Here is a 25,586-nt window from a genome sequence, read left to right on the forward strand (position 1 = left end):
CCTCCTAAAAAATTGCCCTAGATCTCAAGTGTGGAAACGCCTTGTTCTTTCATCATAGCTTCGAATTCCTTGATGATCGAGATACCAGCACTTGTTCCGATACGTTGGGCACCGCACTCTATCATTTTCATAAATGTCTTGGCATCACGGATTCCACCAGCAGCTTTTACCTTTACCGCATCTCCAACATGCTCTTTCATTAATTTCACATCATCAAAAGTAGCACCGCCAGTACCGAAACCAGTGGATGTTTTGATAAAATCAGGTTTCACCTCTTTGGCGATTTCACAAAGCTTGATCTTCTCCTCATCATTAAGATAACAGTTTTCAAAAATGACTTTACAAGTAACATCTTTTTCATGGCAGGCAGCAACGATCTGTGACATCTCATCCTTGATATAATCCCAGTTAGAAGCTTTGATCTCTGTCTGATTTACAACATAATCAATCTCATTTGCACCATTTGCAATGGCATCTTTTGTATCAAAGACTTTAGAAGCAATTGTTGTCTGACCTAATGGGAAAGAGATAGCAGCTCCTGTATGAATATCCGTTCCTTCCAGTAACTTTGCACATAATCCAGACTGCACCTGATTGATCGCTACCATGGCAAAATGATGTTCTTTCGCCTCATTACATAAGACCTCCATGTCTTTAGGAGAAGCATCCGTATGTAAATTTGTGTGATCGATCATTCTTGCAAGATCATCTAATGTATATGATTTCATAAAAACCTCCTGTTTTTGCTGATATGTTTGCTTCATGTTAATTAAAGTATAACATTATGTAATCATTATGTCAATATTATGTAAATGAAATAAAAGAAAATAAATTGACATAAAATAAAAAATCCGATAAAGTGAAAGAAAAAAGAAAGAGAGTATAAAATGGGAGCATTTTATTTAGATATAAAAAAAGATTTATTAGATAAGATCTTAAGTGGAGTTTACCAGCAAGGAAGTATCATACCAAATGAATATGAATTAGCTGAGATCTACAACGTCAGCCGGCCGACGATCCGTAAGGCGGTACAAATTTTAGTGGATGAGGGATATTTAGAAAAACGTAAAAAACGAGGGACGATCGTATGTGATCCAACGATCCGGCAGGAATTTGCACAGGTGATTCAGACATTTGATAAAGAAGTAAAAGAAAAAGGACTGACTCCATCGACAAAAGTTCTGACATTCAAACAAGAAAAGGCAGAAGAAGAAGTTCGCCAGAAATTGAATCTCAAAGAAACAGAAAAAGTTTATAAACTGGTCAGATTGAGATACGTTGATGATCAGCCTAATGTTCTGGTTACAACGTATGTGCCATGCAGACTGTTTGAACATTTGTCAGAAGTTGATTTTGAAAAGGAGAGTTTATATCAGACATTTCATAAGGAAGGAAGAGATATCACATCTATACAGAGAAAGCTGGATGTGATCCTTGCAGATGAAACATGTGCGGATCTGTTAGATGTCAAAAATGGAGATCCTTTATTTTATTTTCATTCCACAGGATATGATGAAAGTCATACAGCAATTGAATATTCAATTGCGAAATATCGGGGAGATCGGAATAGCTTTGTTTTTCAACTTTCAAATAACGTGTATTATTCTTAATACATTTATTTACAAATATCAGTTTTTTCTGTATAATAAAGCACAATAAGCTGAAAACAGCGAATAAAACAATAAACAGCAACGCAGGAGGAATGACCATGAGCAAAATTCAGATGACTACTCCATTAGTAGAGATGGATGGAGATGAGATGACAAGAATTCTTTGGAAGATGATCAAAGATGAATTGTTATTACCATTTATTGATTTAAAAACAGAATATTATGACCTTGGGTTAGAACACAGAAACGAGACAAACGATCAGGTTACATTTGATTCCGCAGAAGCAACAAAGAAATATGGAGTTGCAGTCAAATGTGCAACGATCACTCCAAATGCAGCGCGTATGGATGAATATGATTTAAAAGAGATGTGGAAGAGTCCAAATGGAACAATCCGTGCGATCTTAGACGGAACAGTATTCCGTGCACCGATCACAGTCAAAGGAATCGAACCAACCGTCAGCAAATGGAAGAAACCGATCACGATCGCAAGACATGCCTATGGTGATGTATACAAAGGTGTGGAAATCAAAGTTCCAGGAGCAGGAAAAGCAGAATTAGTATTCACAGGAGAAGATGGAACAGAGATCAGAGAAACAATTCATGATTTTGACGGACCAGGAGTGATCCAGGGAATGCATAACATTGATGCATCTATTGCAAGCTTTGCAAGAAGCTGCTTTACATATGCATTAGACACAAAACAGGATCTGTGGTTTGCAACAAAAGACACGATCTCTAAGAAATACGATCACACATTCAAAGATATCTTCCAGGAAATCTTTGATGCAGAATACAAAGAGAAATTTGACGCAGCAGGAATTGAATATTTCTACACACTGATCGATGATGCAGTAGCCCGCGTTATGAAATCAGAAGGTGGATTTATCTGGGCATGTAAGAACTATGACGGAGATGTTATGAGTGATATGATCTCATCTGCATTCGGATCATTAGCAATGATGACATCTGTATTAGTATCACCACACGGATACTATGAATACGAAGCAGCTCATGGAACAGTACAGCGTCATTATTATAAACATCTGAAAGGTGAAGAGACATCTACAAACTCTGTAGCAACAATCTTCGCATGGACAGGAGCGTTAAGAAAACGTGGAGAATTAGATGGTAATGAAGAATTAATGGCATTTGCAGATAAACTTGAGAAAGCTACATTAGACACGATCGAGAGTGGTACAATGACAAAAGACTTGGCACTTATTACAACTCTTGAGAATGTGAATGCTGTGAATAGTGAAGAGTTTATTAAGGCAATTGCTACTCGTTTGTAAAAATTTAATCGTATGACGAAAGGCTGTCAAGTATTTAATGTTTCTTCTTGTGTAGATAATTTACTTCAGATTGAAATTTTGAATACAAAAGAGATTGTTCATAATATGAAAGAATATTATTGCTGGATTGTTTGATGACTTGATCAAAGGCATCATTCAAATGAAATGGAGATTTTTGATTATTCTTGTGATTTGTGGTGTAGTGTTCTGTGGATACAAGAGACTTACCTATTCCCCATACTATGTAGCATCTTCCACATTTACGATCAATTCCAGTATTACATCAGAGAATTCCAATACATATATTGAGAATGCAACAGCCAACCAAATGGCAAAATCTTTTCCGTATATTTTGAAAAGTGGAGCATTTAAAGAAGTATTGGCACAGGATTTTGGTCTTCAGTCTGTTCCTGGAACGATCGAAGCAGAAGTCATGGAGAATACAAACCTGTTTACGTTGAAAGTGACTGCCAAAATTAAAAACGATAATGTTTAACATGCAATCTTTCCAACGGGAAATTTTTGATTTTATACGAGAATGTCTTCAGGTATTCATAAAAACATAAAGAAAGATAGAGGTACGAAATGATAGAATTCGTTTTTCGTACCTCTATCTTTCTTTATGTTTTTATGAATACTCGATACATTTTCGTGATACAACTTAAAACTTCGCCCTCCCAGTGCTTTTTCGTTTCACGATAAATGGTTCAAATTCCAACTTTGTAACAAAGCTTCGAGGCTGGTTCTTGGTCTTTGAGTCGCGGATGCGTACAATGATATCAACGGCTTCTCTTCCTTTTGCTTCGATAGAATGTTCCACCGTAGTAAGTGAAATACGATTCATATCGGCCATTGGGATATTATCGAAACCACAGACAGAGAAGTCATTTGGTACTTTGTATTTTAATTCATATAATGCATCTAGGATTCCAAATGCAACCATATCATTGTACCCAACGAAGGCGGTAGAATCAGTTCCCTCTTCGAGAATCTGTTTTGTCAGATTGTATCCGGAAGAATATTCCAGCATATTTGGAGACAGCAGATTATACTCTCCGGGTGAGAGGGAACGAATACTGACGCAGTCATCTCCAAAGCCGTATTCTTTGAAGGTTGCAACAAGTGCATCGTAACGTTTTGATCTGGAACGTTCAATATCACTGATCGGTGTTGATATATAAGTGATCTTGCGGTGTCCAAGGGAGATCAAATGTTCTGCGACGAGTCTGGCAGGTTTGGAGCTGCTGACATGGATCGAGTCGAAAGTGATCTCGTCATTTTTATCCCCGATATTGACGATCGGAATCTGTTTTGACATATCATTGACTTCTGGAAGAAAAGAAGTTGGATACAGATAAACGATTCCAGCAGTATCCAGATCATTTTTCATAAGATCCAGATAATATTGTTCGGTGCTCGGGTTTCGCAGTGTTGGTGCAACAAAGGTAAGATATCCATAATCATGTGCTCGTTCTGTGATCGAATGAACCAGAGTTGTATAATAATGGTTAGATAAGAACGGACACATGATCAAAATGACTTTCGATAAAGGCTTTGATGTCTGCTCAATGGATTTTTTCTTTTTTTGATAGCCAAGTTCTTTTGCAGCGTCCAAAACTTTCTGTCTGGTGCTGTCTGAAAAAGAGACATTAGTCTTATTATTTAAGATCATGGAGACTGCAGACTGGGAAAGACCGACGTAATCTGCGATGTCTTTGGTCGTTACTTTCTTCTTTAAACCCATAAAATCCTCCTTAATCAAAATTATTTTAATTAATTAATAACAATTAATAAAAAACAGAAATATTAGTAATAAAATAATAATTATTAATTAAAACTACATTTATCATAGCATATTTTTTTACGGAAAAACAAGGAAAAACGAGTTTTTTTTAATTGAAAGAAATTGAAGAAAGCATCTTGAAAAAAAACGAAAAACCATGTACTATTAATAAAGTTGAAAAATATTAATAAATTCAATGAATATTGCTGAAATCTGACAGTTTTTCGAGTTTGACAAGACATTTTATCCATGTTTAAATAAAGCCATAAAAAAACAACGAACAAAACAACAAACAATGTTTTAGGAGGAAGTAAGTTATGAGATTTTTCGTGGATACAGCAGATGTAGATCAGATTCGTAAAGCAAATGATATGGGAGTTATCTGTGGAGTTACAACAAACCCTTCACTGATCGCTAAATCAGGAAGACAGTTTGAAGATGTGATCAAAGAAATCACTTCTATTGTAGATGGAGCTATCAGTGGTGAAGTAAAAGCTACAACAACTGATGCAGAAGGAATGATCAAAGAAGGAAGAGAAATCGCTAAGATTCATCCAAACATGGTAGTTAAGATTCCTACAACGATCGAAGGATTAAAAGCTACAAAGGTATTATCTTCTGAAGGGATCAAAACAAATCTGACATTGATCTTCAATCCAAATCAGGCTTTATTAGCAGCAAGAGCTGGAGCAACATATGTATCTCCATTCTTAGGAAGACTGGATGACATTTCTCAGAACGGATTAGATTTAATTGCAGACATCAGAGAGATCTTTGATGCAGCAGGAGATATCGATACACAGATCATTTGTGCAAGTGTACGTAACCCAATCCACGTAACAGAATGTGCTAAGATGGGAGCAGACATTGCAACAGTACCTTACAACGTATTTGAACAGATGATGAAACACCCATTAACAGATCAGGGAATTGCTAAATTCCAGGCAGATTACAAAGCAGTATTCGGAGAATAAGAAAGGGTGGTAGATACAATGACAACCGCAGAATTAAAGAAAACAGCAAATGAGGTTCGCAAAGGTATCATTAAATCAACACATGCTGCCAAATCCGGACATCCGGGTGGATCTTTATCAGCAGCTGATGTATTTACATATTTATATTTCGTTGAGTTAAACGTTGATCCTAAGAATCCAAAAGATGAAAACAGAGATCGTTTCGTATTATCTAAAGGACATGTAGCTCCTGGATATTACTCAACATTAGCAGAAAGAGGATTTTTCCCAAAAGAAGATCTGTTAACATTAAGACATGTAGGATCTTACTTACAGGGACATCCTGATATGAAGAAGATTCCAGGCGTAGATATGTCTAGTGGATCATTAGGACAGGGAATCTCTGCCGCAGTTGGTATGGCACTTGCTGCAAAACTTCAGAATAAAGACTATCGTACATATACACTTCTTGGTGATGGTGAGATCCAGGAAGGACAGGTATGGGAAGCTGCAATGTTTGCAGGATCCAGAAAACTTGACAATTTAGTAGTTATCGTTGATAACAACGGATTACAGATTGATGGGCCAATTGATGAAGTAAACTCTCCATATCCGATCGGAGCTAAATTCGAAGCATTTAACTTTAATGTGGTTGAAATTGATGGTCACGACTTTGATCAGATCGCTGATGCGTTCAAACAGGCAAAAGAATGCAAAGGAAAACCAACAGCGATCATTATGAAGACGATCAAAGGTAAAGGTGTATCCTTTATGGAGAATCAGGTTTCATGGCATGGTTCTGCACCAAATGATGAACAATGTAAACAGGCACTGGAAGAATTAGAAAAGGTGGGCGAGTAAGATGGCAGAAGTAAAGAAGATTGCGACAAGAGAAAGCTATGGTAATGCTTTAGTTGAATTAGGACAGGAAAACCCTAATGTTGTAGTTTTAGATGCTGACTTAGCCGCTGCAACAAAAACAGGAATGTTTAAGAAAGCTTTTCCAGAAAGACATATTGATTGTGGTATCGCAGAATGTAATATGATCGGTATCGCTGCTGGACTTGCAGCAGCAGGAATGACTCCATTTGCAAGTAGTTTTGCGATGTTTGCAGCAGGACGTGCATTCGAGCAGGTAAGAAACTCTGTTGGATATCCACATTTAAATGTTAAGATCGGAGCTACTCATGGTGGTATTTCCGTAGGTGAAGATGGAGCTACACATCAGTGTTGTGAAGATATTGCATTAATGCGTACAATCCCTGGAATGACAGTGATCGTTCCATCTGATGATATTGAAGCAAAAGCAGCAGTAAAAGCTGCAGCAGCGATGGAAGGACCTGTTTATATGAGATTCGGACGTCTGGCTGTACCAGTGATCAACGATGAAGATTACAAATTCGAGATCGGAAAAGGTAAAGTCTTAAGAGAAGGAACAGACGTAGCGATCATTGCTAATGGATTATGTGTTGCTGAATCCTTAGATGCAGCTGAGAAATTAGCAGCAGAAGGAATCAATGCTCAGGTAATCAATATGGCAACTGTAAAACCATTAGATACAGAACTTGTATTAGAAGCAGCGAAAGCAACTGGTAAAGTTGTTACAGTAGAAGAACATTCTGTGATCGGTGGATTAGGAAGTGCTGTATGTGATGTATTATCTGAACAGCTTCCAACACCAGTATTAAAGATCGGTGTGAATGACGTATTCGGACATTCAGGACCAGCAGTAGAACTGATCAAAGAATTCGGATTAGATGGTGACAGTATCGCTGCCAAGGTAAAAGAATTTGTAAAATAGATTTTCTTTTAAGCATAATAAACCAAGAATAAAAAGCAGTACACTTGTTTTTGTAGCAGGTGTACTGCTTTTGTGTTATGATGAAAATGATTTTAGGATCAAAACAATTTACAAAAAGGAGAGGTGAATGAATATGTGGACAAGAAGTGAATTGAAGGAACGAGGAAAGGCAGCACTGCATCGCAATTATTGGATCGTTGTGCTTGCAACACTTGTAGTGACAGCATTAACGGGAGGAACTGGTAATGCAGCAGGGAATGGTTCCCTGCAGGAAGGAAGTAATATAGCAGCAGGAAATGGTGATGCGGCATCAAGTTTGATACAAACATTGTTTTCGTTTTTTGGAGTTGCAGGTGATATGATCTATAAAAATCTGATAGGTCCGATGTATAATGGAATGTATGTGTCATTTATTCTGATCTTGATCATAACAGCCTTTAGTGTAGGTTTGTTGTTTAAGATTTTTGTAGGAAATCTGTTTGAAGTTGGAGGCTGTCGTTTTTATGAGGAGAACAGCGAACATAAGACAAGAATCGCATTGATCGTTGATGGATTCCTCAATGGTGCATACTTAAGAAATGTTGCTACGATCTTTTGCAGGGATCTTTATACAGTGCTGTGGACGTTGTGTTTAATTATACCAGGGATCGTGAAAAGTTATGAATATAAAATGATCCCTTATATTCTTGCGGAAAACCCACAGATATCAAGGAAGAGAGCGTTTGAGATCAGTAAAAATATGATGGATGGAGAAAAATGGAATGCATTCGTACTTGATCTGTCATTTATCGGATGGAATCTGTTATCAACGATCACATTTGGGATTGTAGGAGTTTTATATGTGAATCCGTATGTGAATACAACATGGGCAGAATTTTATAAAGTTATGAGGAAAAATGCATTGGAAACAGGAAATGCAACAAGAGAAGAACTGATCGGGCTTAGAAAAGAAGCAGATATTTAAGAAAAACTTCATGGATTCTATATTTGATAGACGATCGTAATCATGGTATAATGTCAGGTGGTAAAAACAAAAACGATACGATGCAAGGAGTATTAAGATGGGAAAATATTTTGGAACAGATGGGTTCCGTGGAGAAGCAAATATAAATTTAACTGTAGAACATGCATATAAAGTTGGACGTTATATTGGATGGTATTTTAACCAGAAGTCAAGCAGCAGAGCAAAGATCGTCATCGGTAAGGATACAAGAAGAAGCAGCTATATGTTTGAGAATGCTTTAGTAGCAGGATTGACAGCATCTGGAGCAGATGCATATATGCTTTATGTAACAACGACACCAAGTGTGGCTTATGTCGTAAGAACAGAACAGTTTGACTGCGGGATCATGATCTCAGCAAGCCACAATCCATACTATGATAATGGGATCAAATTGATCAATGCCAAAGGGCATAAGATGGAAGCAGAAGTTGAAAATGAGATCGAAGCATATATTGATGGGGAGATCCATGAAATCCCATTTGCAACAAAGAAAGAGATTGGACGAGCAAAAGACTATGCAGCCGGAAGAAATCATTATATCGGATATCTGATCTCTACAGCAACAAGATCATTTAAAGGTGTCAAAGTCGGATTAGACTGCTCTAACGGAAGCTCATTTGCAATCGCAGAGAATGTATTTAAAGCACTTGGTGCAGAGACACATGTGATCAATAATGAACCAGATGGAACAAATATCAATACAAACTGTGGATCTACACATATCGAGATCTTACAGGGATATGTAAAAGAAAACCACTTAGATGTTGGATTTGCATATGATGGAGATGCAGACCGTTGTATCGCAGTCGATGAGAATGGACAGGTTGTCGATGGAGATCTGATCCTTTATGTATGTGGACAGTATCTGAAGAAACACGGAGACTTGAACAATAATACAGTTGTTACAACTGTAATGTCCAATCTTGGATTATATAAAGCGTTTGATGCAGCAGGAATTGCTTATGAGAAGACTGCTGTTGGAGACAAATATGTTAATGAGAATATGGTGAAGAATGGTCACGCATTAGGTGGAGAACAGTCTGGACATATCATTTTCAGCAAGTTTGCAACAACAGGAGATGGTATTTTAACATCCTTAAAGATCATGGAAGCAATGATCGAGCAGAAACAAAGCCTTGCACAGTTAGCAGAACCCGTTGAGATCTTCCCACAGATCCTTGAAAATGTCCGTGTATATGACAAAGCAGTTGCACAGGCAGATGAAGACGTACAGAAAGCAGTTAAGGAAGTAGAAGCAGAACTTGGAGATGAAGGAAGAATTCTTGTACGTGAAAGTGGAACAGAACCATTAGTACGTGTTATGGTTGAGGCAAGAAGCCATGAGATCTGCCGTGAGAAAGTAGATAAAGTGGTCAAAGTTTTAAGAGAGAAAGGTCACGTAATCAAATAATCTATGGAAAAATTATATGCGGATATAATTATTAATATTTCACATGAGGCACTGGATAAGGTGTTTGCCTATAAGGTGCCTTTTTCCATGATCAAGGATATTCGGGTGGGACAGCAAGTCGTTGTCCCATTTGGACGTTCTAATAAGGAACAGACGGGATATGTAGTCAACCTTTCACGGACAGTTGACTATGATGAGAGTAAAGTCAAAGAAATCTTAAGGATTGAGACGGATCATGTTGGTGTGGAGTCAAATATGATCGAGTTAGCTGCGTGGATCAGAGAGAATTATGGATCAACAATGATCCAGGCATTAAAAACCGTACTTCCAGTGCAGGAAAAAGTTGCACGAAAAGCGAGAAAATACATTGAGCTATGCATTGAGAAAGTGCATGGACCAGCGATGCTTGATGAATATTTCAGTAAGCATTATGTGGCGAAAGCAAGACTTCTTGCAGCTTTATTAGACCATGGGAAGATCTCATGGGAAATGGCATCGAAAGATCTAAAGATTTCAAAAAGTACAGTAGACAGCATGGAAAAAGAAGGAATTCTTCATGTTGTGACAGAATATTATTACCGGAATCCTGGAGAGTTCAGTATAGCAAAAGCAGAAGCGCATATGTTAAATGAACAGCAACAGGAACTGATCGATGAATTTCGGGAAGATTTTTTAAGAGAAGACCACAAAACCTATCTTTTACATGGAATCACAGGAAGTGGGAAGACAGAAGTTTATCTCGCAGCGATCGAAGAAGTGATCAAACAAGGAAAACAGGCAATCGTCCTGATCCCAGAGATCGCACTGACTTATCAGACGGTTACAAGGTTTACCAAACGATTTGGAGAGCGTGTATCAATTCTGAATTCACGATTATCCAAAGGTGAGAGATACGATCAGTGGCTTCGTGCACAGAGGGGAGACGTGGATGTGATTATTGGACCACGCTCTGCATTGTTTGTTCCATTTCTGAATCTTGGGCTGATTGTGATCGATGAGGAACATGAAGGCAGTTACAAGAGTGAACAAACTCCCAAATACCATGCAAGAGAAGTTGCGATCAAGAAAGCACAGATGGAAGGTGCATCGGTGATCTTAGGTTCGGCGACACCATCAGTTGAGAGTTATAAACATGCACTGGATGGAACTTATCGGCTGTGGGAGTTGACAAAACGAGCCAAAGAAGCAGTGTTACCGCAAGTCTATATTGAAGATCTAAGAGAAGAATTAAAAGCGGGAAACCGCAGCATGTTCAGCCGAAGACTGAAAGAACTGATAAAGGATCGTTTGAATAAAGGTGAACAGATCATGTTGTTCTTAAACCGGCGTGGTTATGCGGGATTCGTTTCATGCAGAAGCTGTGGTCATGTCATGGAATGTCCTCATTGTGATATTTCTATGACATATCACAGAGATGGAAGACTGCGCTGCCATTATTGCGGATATGAACAGCCGATGCTGAAGGTTTGTCCAGAGTGTGGAAGTCCGTATATTGGAACATTCGGTCTTGGAACCCAGAAAGTGGAAGCTGCATTATACAAAGAATTTCCACAAGCAAAAGTGCTTCGTATGGATATGGATACGACGAAGAGAAAAAATAGTCATGAACAGATCTTATCGGCATTTTCTGATGGAGAAGCAGATATTTTAGTGGGAACACAGATGATCGTCAAAGGACATGATTTTGCGAATGTAACATTGGTAGGAGTTTTGGCAGCAGATCTTTCCCTGCATGCCAATGATTACCGGGCAGGAGAAAGAACATTCCAGTTATTGACACAGGCTGCGGGAAGAGCAGGAAGAGGCGACAAACCAGGAGAAGTAGTGATCCAGACATATTCCCCAGAACATTACAGTATCCAGACTGCAGCTAAACAGGATTATCACGCATTTTACAAAGAAGAGATTAGCTACCGAAGCTTGATGAGATATCCACCAGAATGGCAGATGTTGGTCGTATTTGCATCAGGAGAAGATAAAGCATGGCTTGATAAAGTAATGGATGCGATGGCAAATGTAGTAAAACATATGGATCTGATGGTGATCGGGCCGAGCGAGGCAGGATTTGGCAAGATCAATGATCAATACCGCAAAGTGATATATATTAAGAATAAAGATTACGAGACACTGGTGAAAGCAAAGAACCGTCTGGAACAGTGGATCGATTTAAATAAGATCAGGAAAAATTTACTGGTCAATTTTGATTTTAACCCAATGAATAGTTATTAAAAGAAAGGGAGAACAATTATGGCAATTCGACAGATTCGAGTATTAGGAGACGATGTTTTAAGAAAAAAATGTAAAGAAGTAAAAGAAATGACACCAAGAATGCATACATTAGTAGAAGATATGTATGATACAATGTATGAAGCAATGGGTGTTGGTCTTGCAGCACCTCAGGTTGGAATCTTAAAAAGAATCGTAGTCATTGATACTGGAGAAGAGGGAGAATGTGTAACTCTTGTCAATCCAGTGATCACACTGAAAGAAGGAGAGCAGGTAGGAGAAGAAGGATGTTTAAGCCTTCCAGGAAAAGTAGCAGTTGTGAAACGTCCAGATCATGTGATCTGTGAAGCATTTGATGAAGATATGAATCCGATCACAGTAGAAGGATTTGGATTATTTGCAAGAGCGCTCTGCCATGAAACAGACCATTTGGATGGAATTTTATATCCAGATGTAGCAGAAGAACCAGCAAGAGACGTCACGATGGAAGAGGTAGAATAAGATGAAAGCAGTATTTATGGGAACACCGGAGTTCGCAGTACCAACACTGCAGGCACTGATCGATCACCATGAAGTGCTTGCTGTTGTGACACAGCCGGATAAACAAAGAGGTAGAGGAAAGAAGATGCAGTTTCCTCCAGTCAAAGAAAAAGCAGTGGAATATGATATCCCAGTATATCAGCCACAGAGAGCCAGAGATGAGGAATTCATTGAAGAGTTAAAAAACCTCAACCCAGATGTGATCGTTGTTGTTGCTTATGGACAGATCTTACCAGAAAGTATCTTAAATATTCCAAAGTATGGATGTATCAATGTTCATGGATCACTCCTTCCAAAATACAGAGGAGCAGCACCGATCCAATGGGCAGTCCTTGATGGAGAAGAAAAGACAGGAATCACAACCATGTATATGGAAAAAGGATTAGATACCGGAGATATGATCGATAAAGCAGAAGTTGTTTTAGATAAGAAAGAAACAGCTGGTTCTCTGCATGATAAATTGATGGTACTAGGAGCAGATTTATTATTAGAAACATTAAAGAAATTAGAAGATGGAACAGCCGTCAGAGAAAAACAAAATGATGAAGAAAGCTGTTATGCAAAAATGTTAAGTAAAGATATGGGACAGATTGATTTCACAAAATCAGCAAGAGAAATCGAATGTCTGATCCGTGGAATGAATCCATGGCCAAGTGCTTATACATCCTTAGATGGAAAGACAATGAAAGTCTGGGAAGCAGATGTGCTTGATGCACAGAGTAAAGAAGAACCAGGAACGATCGTAGAAGTCAACAAAAAAGAAATCATCGTAGCAACAGGAAGCAATGATCTTGCACTTCATGAGATTCAGCTGGCAGGAAAGAAACGTATGCAGGTACAGGCATTTTTACTTGGATATCAAGTAGAAGCCGGAACAAAATTAGGAGAATGATACGATGCAAAATCCGAGAGAATGTGCATTGGATGTACTGATCAAAGTAGATAAAAAAGAAGAATTATCACACATCGCAATTTCAAATGTATTAGAAAAATACCAGTTTTCTGAAAAAAGAGACCGCGCATTTTTTACAAGACTGGTGGAAGGAACTTTAGAGCGTCAGATCACGATCGACTATGTTGCAGATCAGTTCTCAAAGACGAAGATCAGAAAATGTAAACCACTGATCCGTGCATTGCTTCGTATGGGAATCTATCAGATTCTTTATATGGATCAGGTTCCAGATTCTGCTGCATGTAATGAGGCAGTGAAACTTGCAAAGAAACGAGGATTTTCTCGATTATCAGGTTTTGTGAACGGTGTACTTCGTAATATTTCAAGGAAGAAAGATGAGATCCAATATCCATCAAGAGAGAAGAATCTTGAGACATATTTATCAGTTGCTTATTCTATTCCAGAATGGATCATAAAATTCTTTCAGAAGACATATGATAACGAAACAGTAGAGAAGATCATAGCTTCTTATCTGGAAGAGAGAAAAACAACATTATGTTGTCTGATCTCCAAGGGTGGGAAAGAAGCTGTCAGAAAAGAACTGGAAGCAGAAGGCGTTACAGTAGAAGATGGAAGTTTGATCGAAAATGCAGTGCAGATCTCAGATTATGATTTTTTGTATCGTTTGAAAGCATTTCGTGAAGGAAGTTGTTATGTACAGGATGAAAGTTCTATGTTGTGTGCCAAACTTGCCAGTGTCCAGAAAGAGCAGTTTGTGATGGATCTTTGCAGTGCACCAGGTGGTAAGTCCTTATATGTTGCAGATCAGCTGAAGGGAAGCGGGCGAGTGTTATCAAGGGATCTTACGGAATATAAGACAGATCTGATCGAAGATAACATTGATCGTGTTGGATTTACGAATATGGAATCCGAAGTATTTGATGCGAGAGTGTTGGATGAAGAACATATTGAAGCTGCGGATATTGTGATCGCAGATGTACCATGTTCAGGACTTGGGATCATGGGAAAGAAAAATGATATTAAATACCACATTTCAGAAGAAGGCATGAAGGATCTTGTGAAGTTGCAGCGAGAGATTCTTGCAAATGCAGTGCAATATGTCAAGCATGGAGGTACATTGATCTATAGTACCTGCACGATCAATCCAGCAGAGAATGAAGAAAATTTCCGATGGATTCTTGATCACTTTGATTTTGAAGCAGTTGATATTACAAAAGAACTGCCAAAGGATCTAAAGATTGAAACTGCCCAAGAAGGATTTATTCAGTTGTTGCCAGGAATACATCCATGTGATGGATTCTTTATTGGTAAATTAAGGAGAAAATAAAGTTATGGATTTAAAATCAATGACACTTCAGGAGATGCAGGAATATATGGAATCCATTGGTGAGAAGAAATTCCGTGCAAAACAGATTTATGAATGGTTTCACAAACATCTTGCTCTGTCTCTTGATGAGATGAATAATGTACCAAAAAAATTAAAAGAAAAGATCGAACAGACGCAGGAGATTTATGGTGTAAAACCTGTAGACTGCTTTATTTCAAAAATCGATGGTACAAGAAAATACTTATTTGAGTTATATGATGGGAATATTATCGAAAGTGTTTTGATGAAGTATAAACATGGAAATTCTGTTTGTATTTCATCTCAGGCAGGGTGCCGTATGGGATGTAAGTTTTGTGCATCTACGCTTGGAGGATTAGATCGTAATCTAACGCCATCTGAAATGCTTTCACAGATTTATTATATTCAAAGAGATACAGAAGAAAGAGTATCCAATGTTGTCATGATGGGAACAGGGGAACCGATGGATAATTATGATAACGTATTGAGATTTTTAGAACTGATCACATCAGAGGATGGATTAAATATCAGTCAGAGAAATATTACGATCTCAACGTGCGGGATCGTGCCAAAGATCAAAGAACTTGCTCAGAAACATTTACAGATCACATTGGCCATTTCTCTTCACTCACCAAATGATGAGATGAGAAGAGGACTGATGCCGATCGCAATGAAATATTCAATCGATGAGCTGCTAGATGCATGTCATTATTATTTTAAAGAGACAAACCGTAGGATGACATTTGAATACAGCCTTGTGGCAGGGGTTAATGACCAGCCAGTTCATGCAGAAGAATTAGCAGGCAGATTGAAAGGGTTTCCATGTCATGTAAACCTGATTCCAGTTAATCCGATCAAAGAGCGTGATTTTAAGCAATCTATGCCGAAATCCGTTATGGAATTTAAAAAGATACTTGAAAAAAATCGTGTAAATGTTACCATAAGAAGAGAAATGGGCGCAGATATCAATGCGGCCTGTGGACAGCTTAGAAGAAAAAAACTGCAGTCAAGATTGTAAAGGAGAACGATATGCGATCCGTAGGGGCTTCACATATAGGCAAGGTAAGGACAGAGAATCAGGATAGGATTTTCTTTCATGACCAGCCTGTTGGGAACTTAAAAAATCTTTATATCGTGGCAGATGGAATGGGAGGACACCGTGCCGGTGGGCATGCCTCCTCTTTTGCAGTGGAACGATTTGTACAGCTGATCGAGGAATCGAAACAGACCGATCCGATCGAATTAATGAAATCATCCATTGCATCTGTGAATCAGGAAATGATCGCAGAAAGCCAGAGTAATGAAGAATATAGGGGAATGGGAACAACATTCGTTGCAGCAACCATCTCTGATGGCAAAGTAACGGTTATGAATATTGGTGATAGTAGATTATATTATGGAAATCAAGAATTAACACAGATTACAGTGGATCATTCTTATGTGGAAGAACTGATTCATGCAGGAATCATGGAAAGAGAGGAAGGAAGATTCCATCCAAAGAAGAATGTCATCACAAGAGCACTAGGTACCGTAATGGCGACACCAGATTTCTTTGAGTTTGATGCCAAAGATGGATATTTGCTTTTGTGCAGTGATGGACTTTCCAATATGATATCCGACGAAGAATTGAAGGAACTTCTTCTTGAGCACAGTCAGATTGCCAATAAGGTCAACCAGATGATCACCCGTGCGAACGAGTACGGAGGAAAAGACAATATTTCATTGGTAATTGTGGATTTAAAGAGATGAGGTGAATGATAGATGTTAGAGATTGGCACGATGCTGTCAGGCCGTTATGAAGTGCTAAAGCGCGTTGGAAGCGGTGGAATGGCAGACGTTTATATGGCGAAAGACCATAAATTAAACCGGAACGTCGCAGTGAAGGTTTTAAAAAGTGAATACGTAGAAGATGAGAAATTTTTAAAGAAATTCGAGACAGAGGCACAGGCAGTTGCAAGGCTGTCTCATCCTAATATCGTGAATGTATACGATGTTGGAATTGAAGATGGGATCAATTATATTGTTATGGAGCTTGCAGAAGGGATGACTCTGAAAGAATATATCCGAAGAAAAGGGTATTTATCTCCGAAGGAGACGGTAGAGATTTCCCTGCAGATCGCGTCAGCGATCTCACATGCCCATAAGAATCATATTATTCATAGAGATATTAAACCACAGAATATTTTAGTTTCAGAGATTGGGAATGTAAAGGTCACAGACTTTGGAATTGCGAAGGCAACAAGTAGCAATACCGTTACATCAACAGCAACAGCGATGGGATCTGTGCATTACATTTCTCCAGAACAAGCAAAAGGAAGATTCTGTGATGAAAAAAGTGATATTTATTCTTTAGGTATCACGATGTATGAGATGGTAACAGGACATGTGCCATTTGATCATGAAAATGGTGTAACGATCGCATTGATGCATCTGCAGAATGAGATCACACCGCCAAGTCAGGTCAGAGATGGAATTCCAGACAGTTTAGAGAAGATCATTTTAAAATGTACAATGAAGAAGCCAGAAGACCGCTATCAGACAGCAGATGAATTGATCGCAGATCTGAAACTCGTGTTTGAAGATACTTCTGGTGAATATGTGGGAATTGTTCCAACGATTGATGATTCTCCAACGATCATGATCGATCAGAACGAACTGACACAGAGAATCCAGACAAATGATGACACACAGCCTGTGGAAGATTCAGATAGCAATGCATATCTGGAAGAGGATGATGAGGAAGAAGAAACAGGAATGAACTCAAAGATCGAGAAACTTGTCATTGTTCTTGCAGCAGTGGTAGGTGCGATCATTTTGATTTCTATTGTCGTATTTGTTGTCAAAAGTTCTGGATTATTCAAATCAGGAAAATCAACAACACAAAGTACGATCGCAGCAACAACAGAAGCCAAACATCACAATACTACAGAAAAATATACAGTTGATAATTATATCGGATTGTCTTTAGAAGCAGCTAGAGAGGCGATTGATAACAAGTTCAAGATCAACGTGACAGAAGAATATTCCGATACGTATGCAAAAGGACTGGTCATGCAGCAAGATCCAGAAAGCGATACGGAATTAGAAGAAGGAAAAACGATCAAGTTAGTTGTGAGCAAAGGACAGAAGATTGAAGATAAAGTTTCAGTACCTGATGTGCGAAGTAAGACAAAGTCTGGTGCACAGAGTGAATTAAAAGCAGCAGGACTCAAAGTCTCAATAAAAGAAGCTTACAGTGATGATGTTGCGAAAGGAGAAGTTATCTCTCAGACTCCATCACATGGAAGTAAAGTTTCGAAAAATACAACTGTTGTGATCACAGTCAGCAAAGGCAAGAAGGAAGATCAGACGGTCAGCGTTCCAAATCTTCGTTATTACACGGAATCTGAAGCAAGTCAGAAACTGCAAAGAGTCGGATTATCATTGGGAAGTGTTTTAACAGAATATAGTGACAGTGTGGAAAAAGGACTTGTCATTCGTCAGAGGATCAGTTCTGGAAGCAAGGTTAAGAAGGGAACAGCCGTTGGGATCTATGTCAGTCTTGGACCTCGTCAGACAGCGACAACAGCGGATGAAGAATCAACAACAACAGATGAAGAATAAAGGAAAAGCAGGTGCAGGAGATATTTCATGCAAGGAAAGATCATAAAAGGAATCGCAGGATTTTATTACGTACAGACAGAAGATAAATTATATGAATGTAAGGCAAAGGGAATCTTCCGAAACAAGAAGATGAAACCGTTAGTCGGAGATAATGTAGAAATCGATATTTTAGATGAGACAGAGCAGGAAGGAAATATTACAAAGATCTATGAGAGACATAACGAGCTGATCCGTCCGGCTGTGTCAAATGTAGATCAGGCACTGATCATATTTGCAGCAAAGAATCCAAAGCCAAATTATAATCTGTTAGATCGTTTTCTGATGATGATGGAGAAACAGGATGTTCCTGTGATCGTCTGCTTTAACAAGGTAGATCTTGCAAAAGAAAAAGAACTGAAATTATTAGAGAAAGTCTACGAAAACTGTGGACATATCGTTCGTTTTATCAGCGTTAAGGAAGAAGAAGGAATTGACGAGATCAGGGAACTGATCCACGGTAAGACGACGGTTCTTGCTGGACCATCGGGGGTCGGAAAATCATCTTTGATGAACCTTCTGCAGCCAGAGGCACAGATGGAAACAGGGGAAGTCAGTGAGAAGATCAAGCGAGGGCGTCATACAACAAGACATTCAGAGCTGATACGTATCGAGAAAGATACGTATGTCCTAGACACCCCAGGGTTTAGTTCTTTATTCATTCATATGTTTGAAGAAGATGAGATCAAAGACTATTTTCAGGAATTCGCACCATATGAAGATGAATGCCGATTCCAGGGATGCAGTCATACACATGAACCAGACTGTGGAGTGAAAAAGGCATTGGAAGAAGGAAAGATCTCAAAGATCCGTTATGATAATTATGTAAATATTTATACAGAACTAAAAGAAAAGAGAAAATGGTAATGCGAGTATTGATTTTAACAGGCGGAACAGTCGAAGAAAATTTCGCGAAAGACTATATCAGTAAATGGAACCCAGATCAGGTTATTACAGCTGATAAAGGACTGCTTTATGCTAAGAGACTGAATATAAAACCAGATATTATTTTAGGTGATTTTGACAGTTGCAATAAGGATATAATGCAAGAATTTTCAACAGACAAGAAGATTATCGTACCATGTGAAAAAGACGATACTGATACAGGACTTGCAATACAAAAAGCAATTGAGACAGGTGCAGATGAAATCCTTATGATAGGTGGAACTGGAACAAGACTCGATCATGTTATGGGCAATTTCGGACAGTTGTTTTACGCACACAGCAAAGGTGTGAAGGCAGAACTTGTTGATGCAAACAATCGTATCAGGGTTTTAAATCATGAAGATACAATATCAAAGAAAGACCAGTTTGGTAAATATGTATCCTTGATACCAATATATGAGGCACGAGGTGTCACACTAACAGGATTTAAATATCCATTAAAAGACCATACATTAGTGTTTGAGCAATCGCTCGCGATTAGTAATGAATTAGAAGCAGAAGAAGGAATCATTTCATTTAGTGAAGGAAAACTGCTTCTGATAGAAAGTAGAGATTGAGGTTATACAAGATGAAGAAAGAAAAAGTAACAACAAACAAAGTAACAAGTAAGCTTGAAAAGGTTCTCTGGGCTGTTCTGATCCTGATGTTTATCGTATCATTGATCGGAATGTTTTTAGGACAATATATGGATGGTAACGTATTCTATAAAATGTGTGTGATCATGACAGTATTAGCTGCCGCCATTTTATCAGCAGAACGTTTTTATTTTGGAAAAGAAATGGGAAGAGATATGCCAGAAGCATTTAAGATCGGTTACTGGCTGATCATCGCATGGGCAGTGATCTTACTGATCCACGCAGCAGGACTGGCATTTTTACCATTTTTAATGGAACTTGAATACAGAGTATTATGGGTAGTGGTTCCAACGGTCAGCTTATTATGGATGACAAGATATATCTTCGGAGACAACCTAGACTGGGATAAGACAGACAAGAAGGGTTGGAAAGAAGGAAGAATGAACTACTCTCAGAAGAGCAATAAGAAGAATATCGGGAGATAGAACATGAATTACAAACAGGCAAAGATCGCTGATTCAGCAAAAGTAGCAAAAGAAACTGTTTTAGTTGGGAATATTACTATAGGAGAAGAATCTACGGTACTGTTCTTTACAGCAATGCGCTGTGAAGGAGAAGAGTCCATTGTGATCGGAAATCAGAGTAATATACAGGAAAATTGTACGATCCATGTAGATGAAGGGAATAGTGTAAAAATCGGCGATGGAGTGACAGTTGGACATAACAGCGTGATCCATGGATGCCAGATCGGAGATAATTCCATGATCGGGATGGGATCTGTTGTTATGAATGGAGCAAAGATCGGTAATCACTGCTTGATCGGGGCAGGAAGTCTTGTAACACAAAATACAGTGATCCCAGATAGATCTTTAGTTATGGGAAGTCCCGCAAGAGTCAAGCGTACATTGACAGAGGACGAGATCAAATATCTTGAGGGAAGCAGAGAAGAATATGTAGAAGTAGGAAAGCTGCTTCGAGAAGATGGGATACTTTAAGAATCAGTTAGAAATGGAAGGTATGGAATGAAACCTGGAATAAAAGATGTGGCAAAAGTAGCGGGAGTTTCTCCCACAACAGTATCCAGGGTATTAAATAACCGAGGATACATCAGCGAAGAAACAAGAAAAAAAGTATATGATGCTATGGAAGAGATCAATTATTATCCAAATGAGATTGCCAGAGCGTTGTTAAATAACAGAACGTATTTTGTCGGGGTTATCGTTCCTACTGTAACATCACCATTTCATGGAGAAGTTGTAGAACAGATAGAATATTATTTATCACAGAAAAATTATAAGATGCTTCTGTGTAACAGCAAAAATCAGATGGATACAGAGAAAGCCTATATTGATATGCTAAGACGCAATCAGGTAGATGGAATGATCGTTGGAACACATAACGCAGTCGTAGAGACATACTCCAAGTTAAAGATGCCAGTCGTAGGAATTGACCGTTATCTTGGAGAACATATTCCAGTCGTTTCATGTGATAACTATGCAGCAGGGCAGATGGCAACCAGACATTTGATCGATAAAGGATGTCAGCACATTTTATGTATCCGAGGAAACAGTAAATTAAAGATGCCAGGTAACAATCGAAGTCAGGCTTATATTCAAGAGATGGAGAAAGTAGGGCTTCCTCAGATGATTTTAGAAGTACCGTTCATCATGGAGAATGTGGAGAAGCAAAAACTTATTTATGATATGTTAAATGCACACCCTGAGATTGACGGTATTTTTGCAGGAGATGATTCGCTTGCAGTGATCGCACTTCATGTCGCAAGGCAAAAAGGAATCAATATTCCGAAAGATCTAAAGATCATCGGAGTAGATGGAACAAAGCAGATTTTAGGATTTGTTCCAGAACTGACAACGATCCAGCAGCCAGTTAAACAGATTGCAAAGGTAGCGGTGGATAAGCTGATCGATCTGATTGAAGGAAAAACAGCAGAAAGCTGTATGGATCTTCCAGTAAAATTACTGGAAGGACAGACAACATAACAGAGAATAAAAAAGGAAGAGAAAATACTACTCTTCCTTTTTTGATGCCTAAAAATATGCTAGAACGTACAAAATAAGATAAGTTTTATGCAAAACTACCAAAAATCCCCCAAATATTTTGTGCAAAAATTAATATGGTAACGATTGACATATGAAAACGATTGACATATAATAAAGCCATAGAAAGCAACAAGGTAAATCAAAGAAAGGATTAAATTATGTATCAGTTATATTATCAGCCAGAAGGTATTTGGGTAGGAGATATTATGCCTTATGGAAAAGAAGGTCAGTTTTATGTATATCATCAGAGAGATACAAGAAATCCAGGACCTTTTGGAGAACCATTCGGTTGGGCATTAGCAACAACAAAAGATTTTGTAGATTACAAAGACTATGGAGAAAGCTTAAAGCGTGGAACGGATGAAGAAGCAGATCAGTTCATCTATGCAGGAAGTGTTTTTGAAACAGAGGCAGGATTTCATGCATTTTATACAGGATATAATAGAGAATTCTTAAAGGCAGGAAAGACATCACAGACATTGCTTCACGCTACAAGCAAAGATGGGATCACATGGGAGAAATCGAAAGAAGCATTAGAGATTCCTCCACAGGAAGGATATGATAAGAGAAACTGGAGAGATCCATTTGTCCTATGGGATGAGGAAAGAGAAGAATATCTGTTGATCCTTGGAGCAAGAAAGGGAGAAGATAAGAGAAAACAGACAGGACGTCTCGTACATTTCACATCAAAAGATTTAAAGAAATGGGAATTTAAAGGAGATTTCTGGGCACCAGGAATCTACACAATGTTTGAGATGCCAGAGATCTTTAAGATGGGAGACTGGTGGTATCTTGTATTCTCAGAATACAGTGAGGGTAATAAAATCCATTACAGAAGAAGCAAGAACCTATACGGGCCTTGGGAAGCACCATTTGATGATGCATTTGACGGTAGAGCATACTATGCAGGACGTACAGCATTTGATGGAGAACGAAGAGTACTTTTTGGATGGGTGCCAACAAGAATCGATAACGATGACAAGAACGCATACTTGTGGGGAGGAACTTTCGTGCCACACGAAGTATTCCAGAAAGAAGATGGAACACTTGGGGTAAAACCGGTAGACCAGATGATGGAAGCATTCGATGGTTGGAAAGATTTATTTAACCCTTGTATGAAAACGATTGACACAAAAGAAGAAACACTTCTTTGTGAAGATACAGGAAGCATCGCAGCATTCAAAACCACTGTAAAATTTGAAGAAGGAACGAAAGAATTTTCTATCAGATTTTACAAAGATGAAGAAACAGAAGTTTCATATGAATACAGATTCTTTGTGGAAGAAAATAAAGTTGTCTTTAACAAATGTCCAAATTATCCATGGTATCAGTGCTTTAACATTGGACTTGAGCGTCCGATCAAATTGGAAGCAGACAAAGAATATGAAATCTGTCTGATCATAGACCAGGATATTTCAACATTATATATTAATGGAACGGCATTAAATGCAAGATTATGTGATCATCCAGGAAATGGATTGGCACTGACAGTGACAGATGGTACACTAGAAGCAAAAAACACAAAAATAGCAACAAAAATAAACAAATAAAAAGAGAGAAATAAAGGAGACAAGTATAGATGGATTACAAAAAAATATCACAAGATGTGGTAGATCACGTTGGTGGGATCAGTAACATCAAAGGTGCGACACATTGTGTGACAAGACTTCGCCTGATTTTAAATGATGAAACAAAATATGACCGTAAAGCATTAGAGAATATCGAAGGTGTTAAAGGTGTCTTATTTAATAGTGGGCAGCTGATGATCATTTTCGGAACAGGAACAGTTAACAATGTCTATGATGCATTTATTGAATTAACAGGTGTCAAAGAAATGTCTCAGTCTGATGCCAAGGCAGAAGGAATGAGCAAGATGGGAAAATTACAGCAGGGATTCAAAGTATTCTCTGATATCTTTATTCCGATCATTCCAGCATTCGTTGCAGCAGCGATCCTGACTGGTGTCAAAGCATTATTGACAGCCAATGGATTATTTGGATTAGAGGGATCCTTAGCAGATCAGAGCAAACTTGTTGCAGATATTGCAGAATTCTTAGCGATCATGGCAACAACATTTAATTATCTGCCAATCCTTGTAATGTATAGTGCTGTCAAACGATTCGGTGGGAATCCGATCCTTGGTATCTTAGTCGGAATCGTTATGGTACATCCAGATCTTGTAAACCGTAATACATTCGTATTAGACCCATCTGCCGCAAGTTACTGGCATTTCGGACCATTAGCAATTGCAAAAGTTGCATTCCAGGGTGGAGTATTCCCAGCAATCTTAACCGCATGGTTTATGTCTAAAGTAGAAAAGATTGCACAGAAATATGTACCAGCTGTGGTATCATTTGTATTCGTACCAACAATTACTATTTTCTTTGCAAACGTAGCATTATTTACAGTATTCGGACCAGTTGGAAATATGATCGGTAACGGATTAGCAGCAGTGATCGATGTTTTATACAACAGTTTCGGAGCATTTGGAGCATTTGTCTTTGCAGCGTTATTACAGCCATTAGTAGTTACAGGAACACATCAGGCGATTCAGGGAATTGAAGCAAATCTGATCGCTACGACAGGATTTAACTACATTCAGGGAATCTGGTCTGTATCGATCATTGCACAGGGTGGTGGAGCCATCGGAATGTACTTGTTAGCGAAGAAACATTCTAAAGACAGAGATATCGCAATGTCAAGTTTCATTCCAACATTAGTAGGAATTTCAGAACCAGCCATCTTTGCTGCAAACTTAAAATATTCCGTGATCCCATTTGTATGTTCTTGCTTAGGAGCTGGATGTGGAGGAGCATTCATGAAACTTGCAGGCGTAAGAGCCATTGGACAGGGATTAACAGGAATATTAGGACTTCTGATCGTAGTACCAAATAAATTAGTATTTTATGTCATTGGAAACCTGATCGCATTTATCGTACCAATCGTACTGATCGTTATTTATAATAAAACAAAAGGTGTTCCACATGGTGAAGAAGAGGAAGAAGCTGAATCTGCATTAACAATTGATGAGACAGCGAAAGTACCAGTCAAAGCAGTTGTTGACGGAAAAGTTATTGCGATTGAAGATGTAAAAGATGGAATCTTCTCTGAAAAAGTATTAGGAGACGGGGTGGGGATCATCCCAACAAGTGAAACAGTCTTAGCGCCGGCAGAAGGTGAAATCTGTACAGTGATGGAAGCTTCAAAACATGCCATCGGTGTCCGAACAACAAACAATAGTGTATTTCTGATCCATGTAGGAATCGAAACAGTATCCATGAATGGAGAAGGATTTGAATATCTTGTAAAGAAAGGACAACACGTGAAGGAAGGTCAGCCAATTCTCAAATTTGACAAAGCAAAGATTGAAGCAAAAGGATTAAATCCAGTCGTCGTATTTGTCAAAACGGATGAAGGTAACCAGACACCTGTGGCATTTAAGACAGGAATCAATGTCAAAGCAGGAAAAGACGTGATCGGGGAATAA

Annotated in this window: 24 protein-coding genes; 22 read left to right on the forward strand and 2 right to left on the reverse strand. The window is 38.5% G+C overall.

Annotated elements, in window-relative coordinates:
- Nucleotides 1-17 precede the first annotated feature (17 nt).
- Nucleotides 18-728, reverse strand: coding sequence for a deoxyribose-phosphate aldolase (gene deoC, locus QUE18_RS02935; protein ID WP_040344384.1), 711 nt, complete (start codon nucleotides 726-728; stop codon nucleotides 18-20).
- Nucleotides 729-887: 159 nt separating this feature from the next.
- Between deoC and QUE18_RS02940 the strand changes: the two genes are divergently transcribed.
- The 3 genes from QUE18_RS02940 (at nucleotide 888) to QUE18_RS02950 (ending at nucleotide 3,401) form a co-directional block, all read left to right on the forward strand.
- Entirely contained in the window at nucleotides 888-1,610 is a 723-nt protein-coding gene (locus QUE18_RS02940; protein ID WP_009203937.1) for a GntR family transcriptional regulator, read from the forward strand.
- 98 nt (nucleotides 1,611-1,708) lie between these two features.
- The gene (locus QUE18_RS02945; protein ID WP_009265266.1) at nucleotides 1,709-2,905 is read left to right on the forward strand and encodes an NADP-dependent isocitrate dehydrogenase; all 1,197 of its coding nucleotides are present in this window, start codon (nucleotides 1,709-1,711) and stop codon (nucleotides 2,903-2,905) included.
- Between the two features lie 160 nt (nucleotides 2,906-3,065).
- The gene (locus QUE18_RS02950) at nucleotides 3,066-3,401 is read left to right on the forward strand and encodes a YveK family protein (RefSeq protein WP_009203934.1); all 336 of its coding nucleotides are present in this window, start codon (nucleotides 3,066-3,068) and stop codon (nucleotides 3,399-3,401) included.
- 165 nt (nucleotides 3,402-3,566) lie between these two features.
- On the opposite strand, the gene QUE18_RS02955 is transcribed toward QUE18_RS02950, so the two are convergent.
- On the reverse strand, nucleotides 3,567-4,649 hold the full coding sequence (locus tag QUE18_RS02955; protein ID WP_009203933.1) for a LacI family DNA-binding transcriptional regulator: 1,083 nt from the start codon (nucleotides 4,647-4,649) through the stop codon (nucleotides 3,567-3,569).
- A gap of 356 nt (nucleotides 4,650-5,005) precedes the next feature.
- Here QUE18_RS02955 and fsa point away from each other — a divergent pair, with 356 nt between their 5' ends.
- The 19 genes from fsa to QUE18_RS03050 all read left to right on the forward strand — a co-directional run bounded on the left by fsa (nucleotide 5,006) and on the right by QUE18_RS03050 (nucleotide 25,586).
- Nucleotides 5,006-5,662 (forward strand): fructose-6-phosphate aldolase, encoded by a 657-nt coding sequence (gene fsa, locus QUE18_RS02960; RefSeq protein ID WP_009203932.1) that lies wholly within the window; start codon nucleotides 5,006-5,008, stop codon nucleotides 5,660-5,662.
- Nucleotides 5,663-5,680: 18 nt separating this feature from the next.
- Nucleotides 5,681-6,502, forward strand: a complete 822-nt coding sequence (locus QUE18_RS02965; protein ID WP_008394259.1) for a transketolase — start codon at nucleotides 5,681-5,683, stop codon at nucleotides 6,500-6,502.
- Between the two features lies 1 nt (nucleotide 6,503).
- Complete coding sequence (locus QUE18_RS02970; RefSeq protein ID WP_008394260.1) at nucleotides 6,504-7,442, forward strand: transketolase family protein; 939 nt, start codon at nucleotides 6,504-6,506, stop codon at nucleotides 7,440-7,442.
- 127 nt (nucleotides 7,443-7,569) lie between these two features.
- Nucleotides 7,570-8,406 carry a DUF975 family protein gene (locus tag QUE18_RS02975; RefSeq protein WP_009203931.1) on the forward strand — a complete coding sequence of 279 codons (837 nt, stop codon included), beginning with the start codon at nucleotides 7,570-7,572 and terminating at the stop codon, nucleotides 8,404-8,406.
- 97 nt (nucleotides 8,407-8,503) lie between these two features.
- The gene (glmM, locus tag QUE18_RS02980; protein WP_008394262.1) at nucleotides 8,504-9,856 is read left to right on the forward strand and encodes a phosphoglucosamine mutase; all 1,353 of its coding nucleotides are present in this window, start codon (nucleotides 8,504-8,506) and stop codon (nucleotides 9,854-9,856) included.
- Between the two features lie 3 nt (nucleotides 9,857-9,859).
- On the forward strand, nucleotides 9,860-12,085 hold the full coding sequence (gene priA / locus QUE18_RS02985; protein WP_009203930.1) for a replication restart helicase PriA: 2,226 nt from the start codon (nucleotides 9,860-9,862) through the stop codon (nucleotides 12,083-12,085).
- A gap of 18 nt (nucleotides 12,086-12,103) precedes the next feature.
- Nucleotides 12,104-12,583, forward strand: coding sequence for a peptide deformylase (gene def, locus QUE18_RS02990; RefSeq protein WP_008394264.1), 480 nt, complete (start codon nucleotides 12,104-12,106; stop codon nucleotides 12,581-12,583).
- A gap of 1 nt (nucleotide 12,584) precedes the next feature.
- Nucleotides 12,585-13,514, forward strand: coding sequence for a methionyl-tRNA formyltransferase (gene fmt, locus QUE18_RS02995; RefSeq protein ID WP_008394265.1), 930 nt, complete (start codon nucleotides 12,585-12,587; stop codon nucleotides 13,512-13,514).
- Between the two features lie 4 nt (nucleotides 13,515-13,518).
- The gene (gene rsmB, locus QUE18_RS03000) at nucleotides 13,519-14,862 is read left to right on the forward strand and encodes a 16S rRNA (cytosine(967)-C(5))-methyltransferase RsmB (RefSeq protein WP_009203929.1); all 1,344 of its coding nucleotides are present in this window, start codon (nucleotides 13,519-13,521) and stop codon (nucleotides 14,860-14,862) included.
- Between the two features lie 4 nt (nucleotides 14,863-14,866).
- Nucleotides 14,867-15,898, forward strand: coding sequence for a dual-specificity RNA methyltransferase RlmN (gene rlmN / locus QUE18_RS03005; RefSeq protein WP_009203928.1), 1,032 nt, complete (start codon nucleotides 14,867-14,869; stop codon nucleotides 15,896-15,898).
- Between the two features lie 11 nt (nucleotides 15,899-15,909).
- Entirely contained in the window at nucleotides 15,910-16,629 is a 720-nt protein-coding gene (locus QUE18_RS03010) for a Stp1/IreP family PP2C-type Ser/Thr phosphatase (protein WP_009203927.1), read from the forward strand.
- Between the two features lie 12 nt (nucleotides 16,630-16,641).
- Complete coding sequence (pknB, locus tag QUE18_RS03015) at nucleotides 16,642-18,483, forward strand: Stk1 family PASTA domain-containing Ser/Thr kinase (protein WP_009203926.1); 1,842 nt, start codon at nucleotides 16,642-16,644, stop codon at nucleotides 18,481-18,483.
- 27 nt (nucleotides 18,484-18,510) lie between these two features.
- Nucleotides 18,511-19,386, forward strand: coding sequence for a ribosome small subunit-dependent GTPase A (rsgA, locus tag QUE18_RS03020; protein ID WP_009203925.1), 876 nt, complete (start codon nucleotides 18,511-18,513; stop codon nucleotides 19,384-19,386).
- Nucleotides 19,386-20,021: a thiamine diphosphokinase gene (locus QUE18_RS03025; RefSeq protein ID WP_242852731.1), complete on the forward strand. Its 636-nt coding sequence runs from the start codon at nucleotides 19,386-19,388 to the stop codon at nucleotides 20,019-20,021. Before rsgA ends, QUE18_RS03025 begins: the two co-directional genes overlap by 1 nt.
- 11 nt (nucleotides 20,022-20,032) lie before the next feature.
- Complete coding sequence (locus tag QUE18_RS03030) at nucleotides 20,033-20,524, forward strand: hypothetical protein (RefSeq protein WP_008394273.1); 492 nt, start codon at nucleotides 20,033-20,035, stop codon at nucleotides 20,522-20,524.
- Between the two features lie 3 nt (nucleotides 20,525-20,527).
- The gene (locus QUE18_RS03035; protein ID WP_008394274.1) at nucleotides 20,528-21,034 is read left to right on the forward strand and encodes a gamma carbonic anhydrase family protein; all 507 of its coding nucleotides are present in this window, start codon (nucleotides 20,528-20,530) and stop codon (nucleotides 21,032-21,034) included.
- A gap of 27 nt (nucleotides 21,035-21,061) precedes the next feature.
- Nucleotides 21,062-22,039 (forward strand): LacI family DNA-binding transcriptional regulator, encoded by a 978-nt coding sequence (locus tag QUE18_RS03040; protein WP_008394275.1) that lies wholly within the window; start codon nucleotides 21,062-21,064, stop codon nucleotides 22,037-22,039.
- Between the two features lie 218 nt (nucleotides 22,040-22,257).
- Nucleotides 22,258-23,649, forward strand: a complete 1,392-nt coding sequence (locus QUE18_RS03045; RefSeq protein ID WP_009203923.1) for a family 43 glycosylhydrolase — start codon at nucleotides 22,258-22,260, stop codon at nucleotides 23,647-23,649.
- Nucleotides 23,650-23,678: 29 nt separating this feature from the next.
- Nucleotides 23,679-25,586, forward strand: coding sequence for a PTS sucrose transporter subunit IIABC (locus QUE18_RS03050; protein ID WP_008394277.1), 1,908 nt, complete (start codon nucleotides 23,679-23,681; stop codon nucleotides 25,584-25,586).

The sequence above is a fragment of the Anaerostipes hadrus ATCC 29173 = JCM 17467 genome, assembly GCF_030296915.1.
Lineage (GTDB): Bacteria > Bacillota > Clostridia > Lachnospirales > Lachnospiraceae > Anaerostipes > Anaerostipes hadrus.

Bases quoted from the DNA above. Each gene is read 5' to 3' on its own strand.
- QUE18_RS02955 (WP_009203933.1), bottom strand. From the start codon at position 4,649: ATGGGTTTAAAGAAGAAAGTAACGACCAAAGACATCGCAGATTACGTC.
- rsgA (WP_009203925.1), top strand. From the start codon at position 18,511: ATGCAAGGAAAGATCATAAAAGGAATCGCAGGATTTTATTACGTACAG.
- QUE18_RS02970 (WP_008394260.1), top strand. From the start codon at position 6,504: ATGGCAGAAGTAAAGAAGATTGCGACAAGAGAAAGCTATGGTAATGCT.
- QUE18_RS02975 (WP_009203931.1), top strand. From the start codon at position 7,570: ATGAATATGTGGACAAGAAGTGAATTGAAGGAACGAGGAAAGGCAGCA.
- def (WP_008394264.1), top strand. From the start codon at position 12,104: ATGGCAATTCGACAGATTCGAGTATTAGGAGACGATGTTTTAAGAAAA.
- pknB (WP_009203926.1), top strand. From the start codon at position 16,642: ATGTTAGAGATTGGCACGATGCTGTCAGGCCGTTATGAAGTGCTAAAG.
- QUE18_RS03035 (WP_008394274.1), top strand. From the start codon at position 20,528: ATGAATTACAAACAGGCAAAGATCGCTGATTCAGCAAAAGTAGCAAAA.
- QUE18_RS03025 (WP_242852731.1), top strand. From the start codon at position 19,386: ATGCGAGTATTGATTTTAACAGGCGGAACAGTCGAAGAAAATTTCGCG.
- QUE18_RS02950 (WP_009203934.1), top strand. From the start codon at position 3,066: ATGAAATGGAGATTTTTGATTATTCTTGTGATTTGTGGTGTAGTGTTC.
- QUE18_RS02965 (WP_008394259.1), top strand. From the start codon at position 5,681: ATGACAACCGCAGAATTAAAGAAAACAGCAAATGAGGTTCGCAAAGGT.
- fmt (WP_008394265.1), top strand. From the start codon at position 12,585: ATGAAAGCAGTATTTATGGGAACACCGGAGTTCGCAGTACCAACACTG.
- fsa (WP_009203932.1), top strand. From the start codon at position 5,006: ATGAGATTTTTCGTGGATACAGCAGATGTAGATCAGATTCGTAAAGCA.
- deoC (WP_040344384.1), bottom strand. From the start codon at position 728: ATGAAATCATATACATTAGATGATCTTGCAAGAATGATCGATCACACA.
- QUE18_RS02945 (WP_009265266.1), top strand. From the start codon at position 1,709: ATGAGCAAAATTCAGATGACTACTCCATTAGTAGAGATGGATGGAGAT.
- QUE18_RS02940 (WP_009203937.1), top strand. From the start codon at position 888: ATGGGAGCATTTTATTTAGATATAAAAAAAGATTTATTAGATAAGATC.
- QUE18_RS03045 (WP_009203923.1), top strand. From the start codon at position 22,258: ATGTATCAGTTATATTATCAGCCAGAAGGTATTTGGGTAGGAGATATT.
- QUE18_RS03030 (WP_008394273.1), top strand. From the start codon at position 20,033: ATGAAGAAAGAAAAAGTAACAACAAACAAAGTAACAAGTAAGCTTGAA.
- QUE18_RS03050 (WP_008394277.1), top strand. From the start codon at position 23,679: ATGGATTACAAAAAAATATCACAAGATGTGGTAGATCACGTTGGTGGG.
- rsmB (WP_009203929.1), top strand. From the start codon at position 13,519: ATGCAAAATCCGAGAGAATGTGCATTGGATGTACTGATCAAAGTAGAT.
- rlmN (WP_009203928.1), top strand. From the start codon at position 14,867: ATGGATTTAAAATCAATGACACTTCAGGAGATGCAGGAATATATGGAA.
- glmM (WP_008394262.1), top strand. From the start codon at position 8,504: ATGGGAAAATATTTTGGAACAGATGGGTTCCGTGGAGAAGCAAATATA.
- QUE18_RS03040 (WP_008394275.1), top strand. From the start codon at position 21,062: ATGAAACCTGGAATAAAAGATGTGGCAAAAGTAGCGGGAGTTTCTCCC.
- QUE18_RS03010 (WP_009203927.1), top strand. From the start codon at position 15,910: ATGCGATCCGTAGGGGCTTCACATATAGGCAAGGTAAGGACAGAGAAT.
- priA (WP_009203930.1), top strand. From the start codon at position 9,860: ATGGAAAAATTATATGCGGATATAATTATTAATATTTCACATGAGGCA.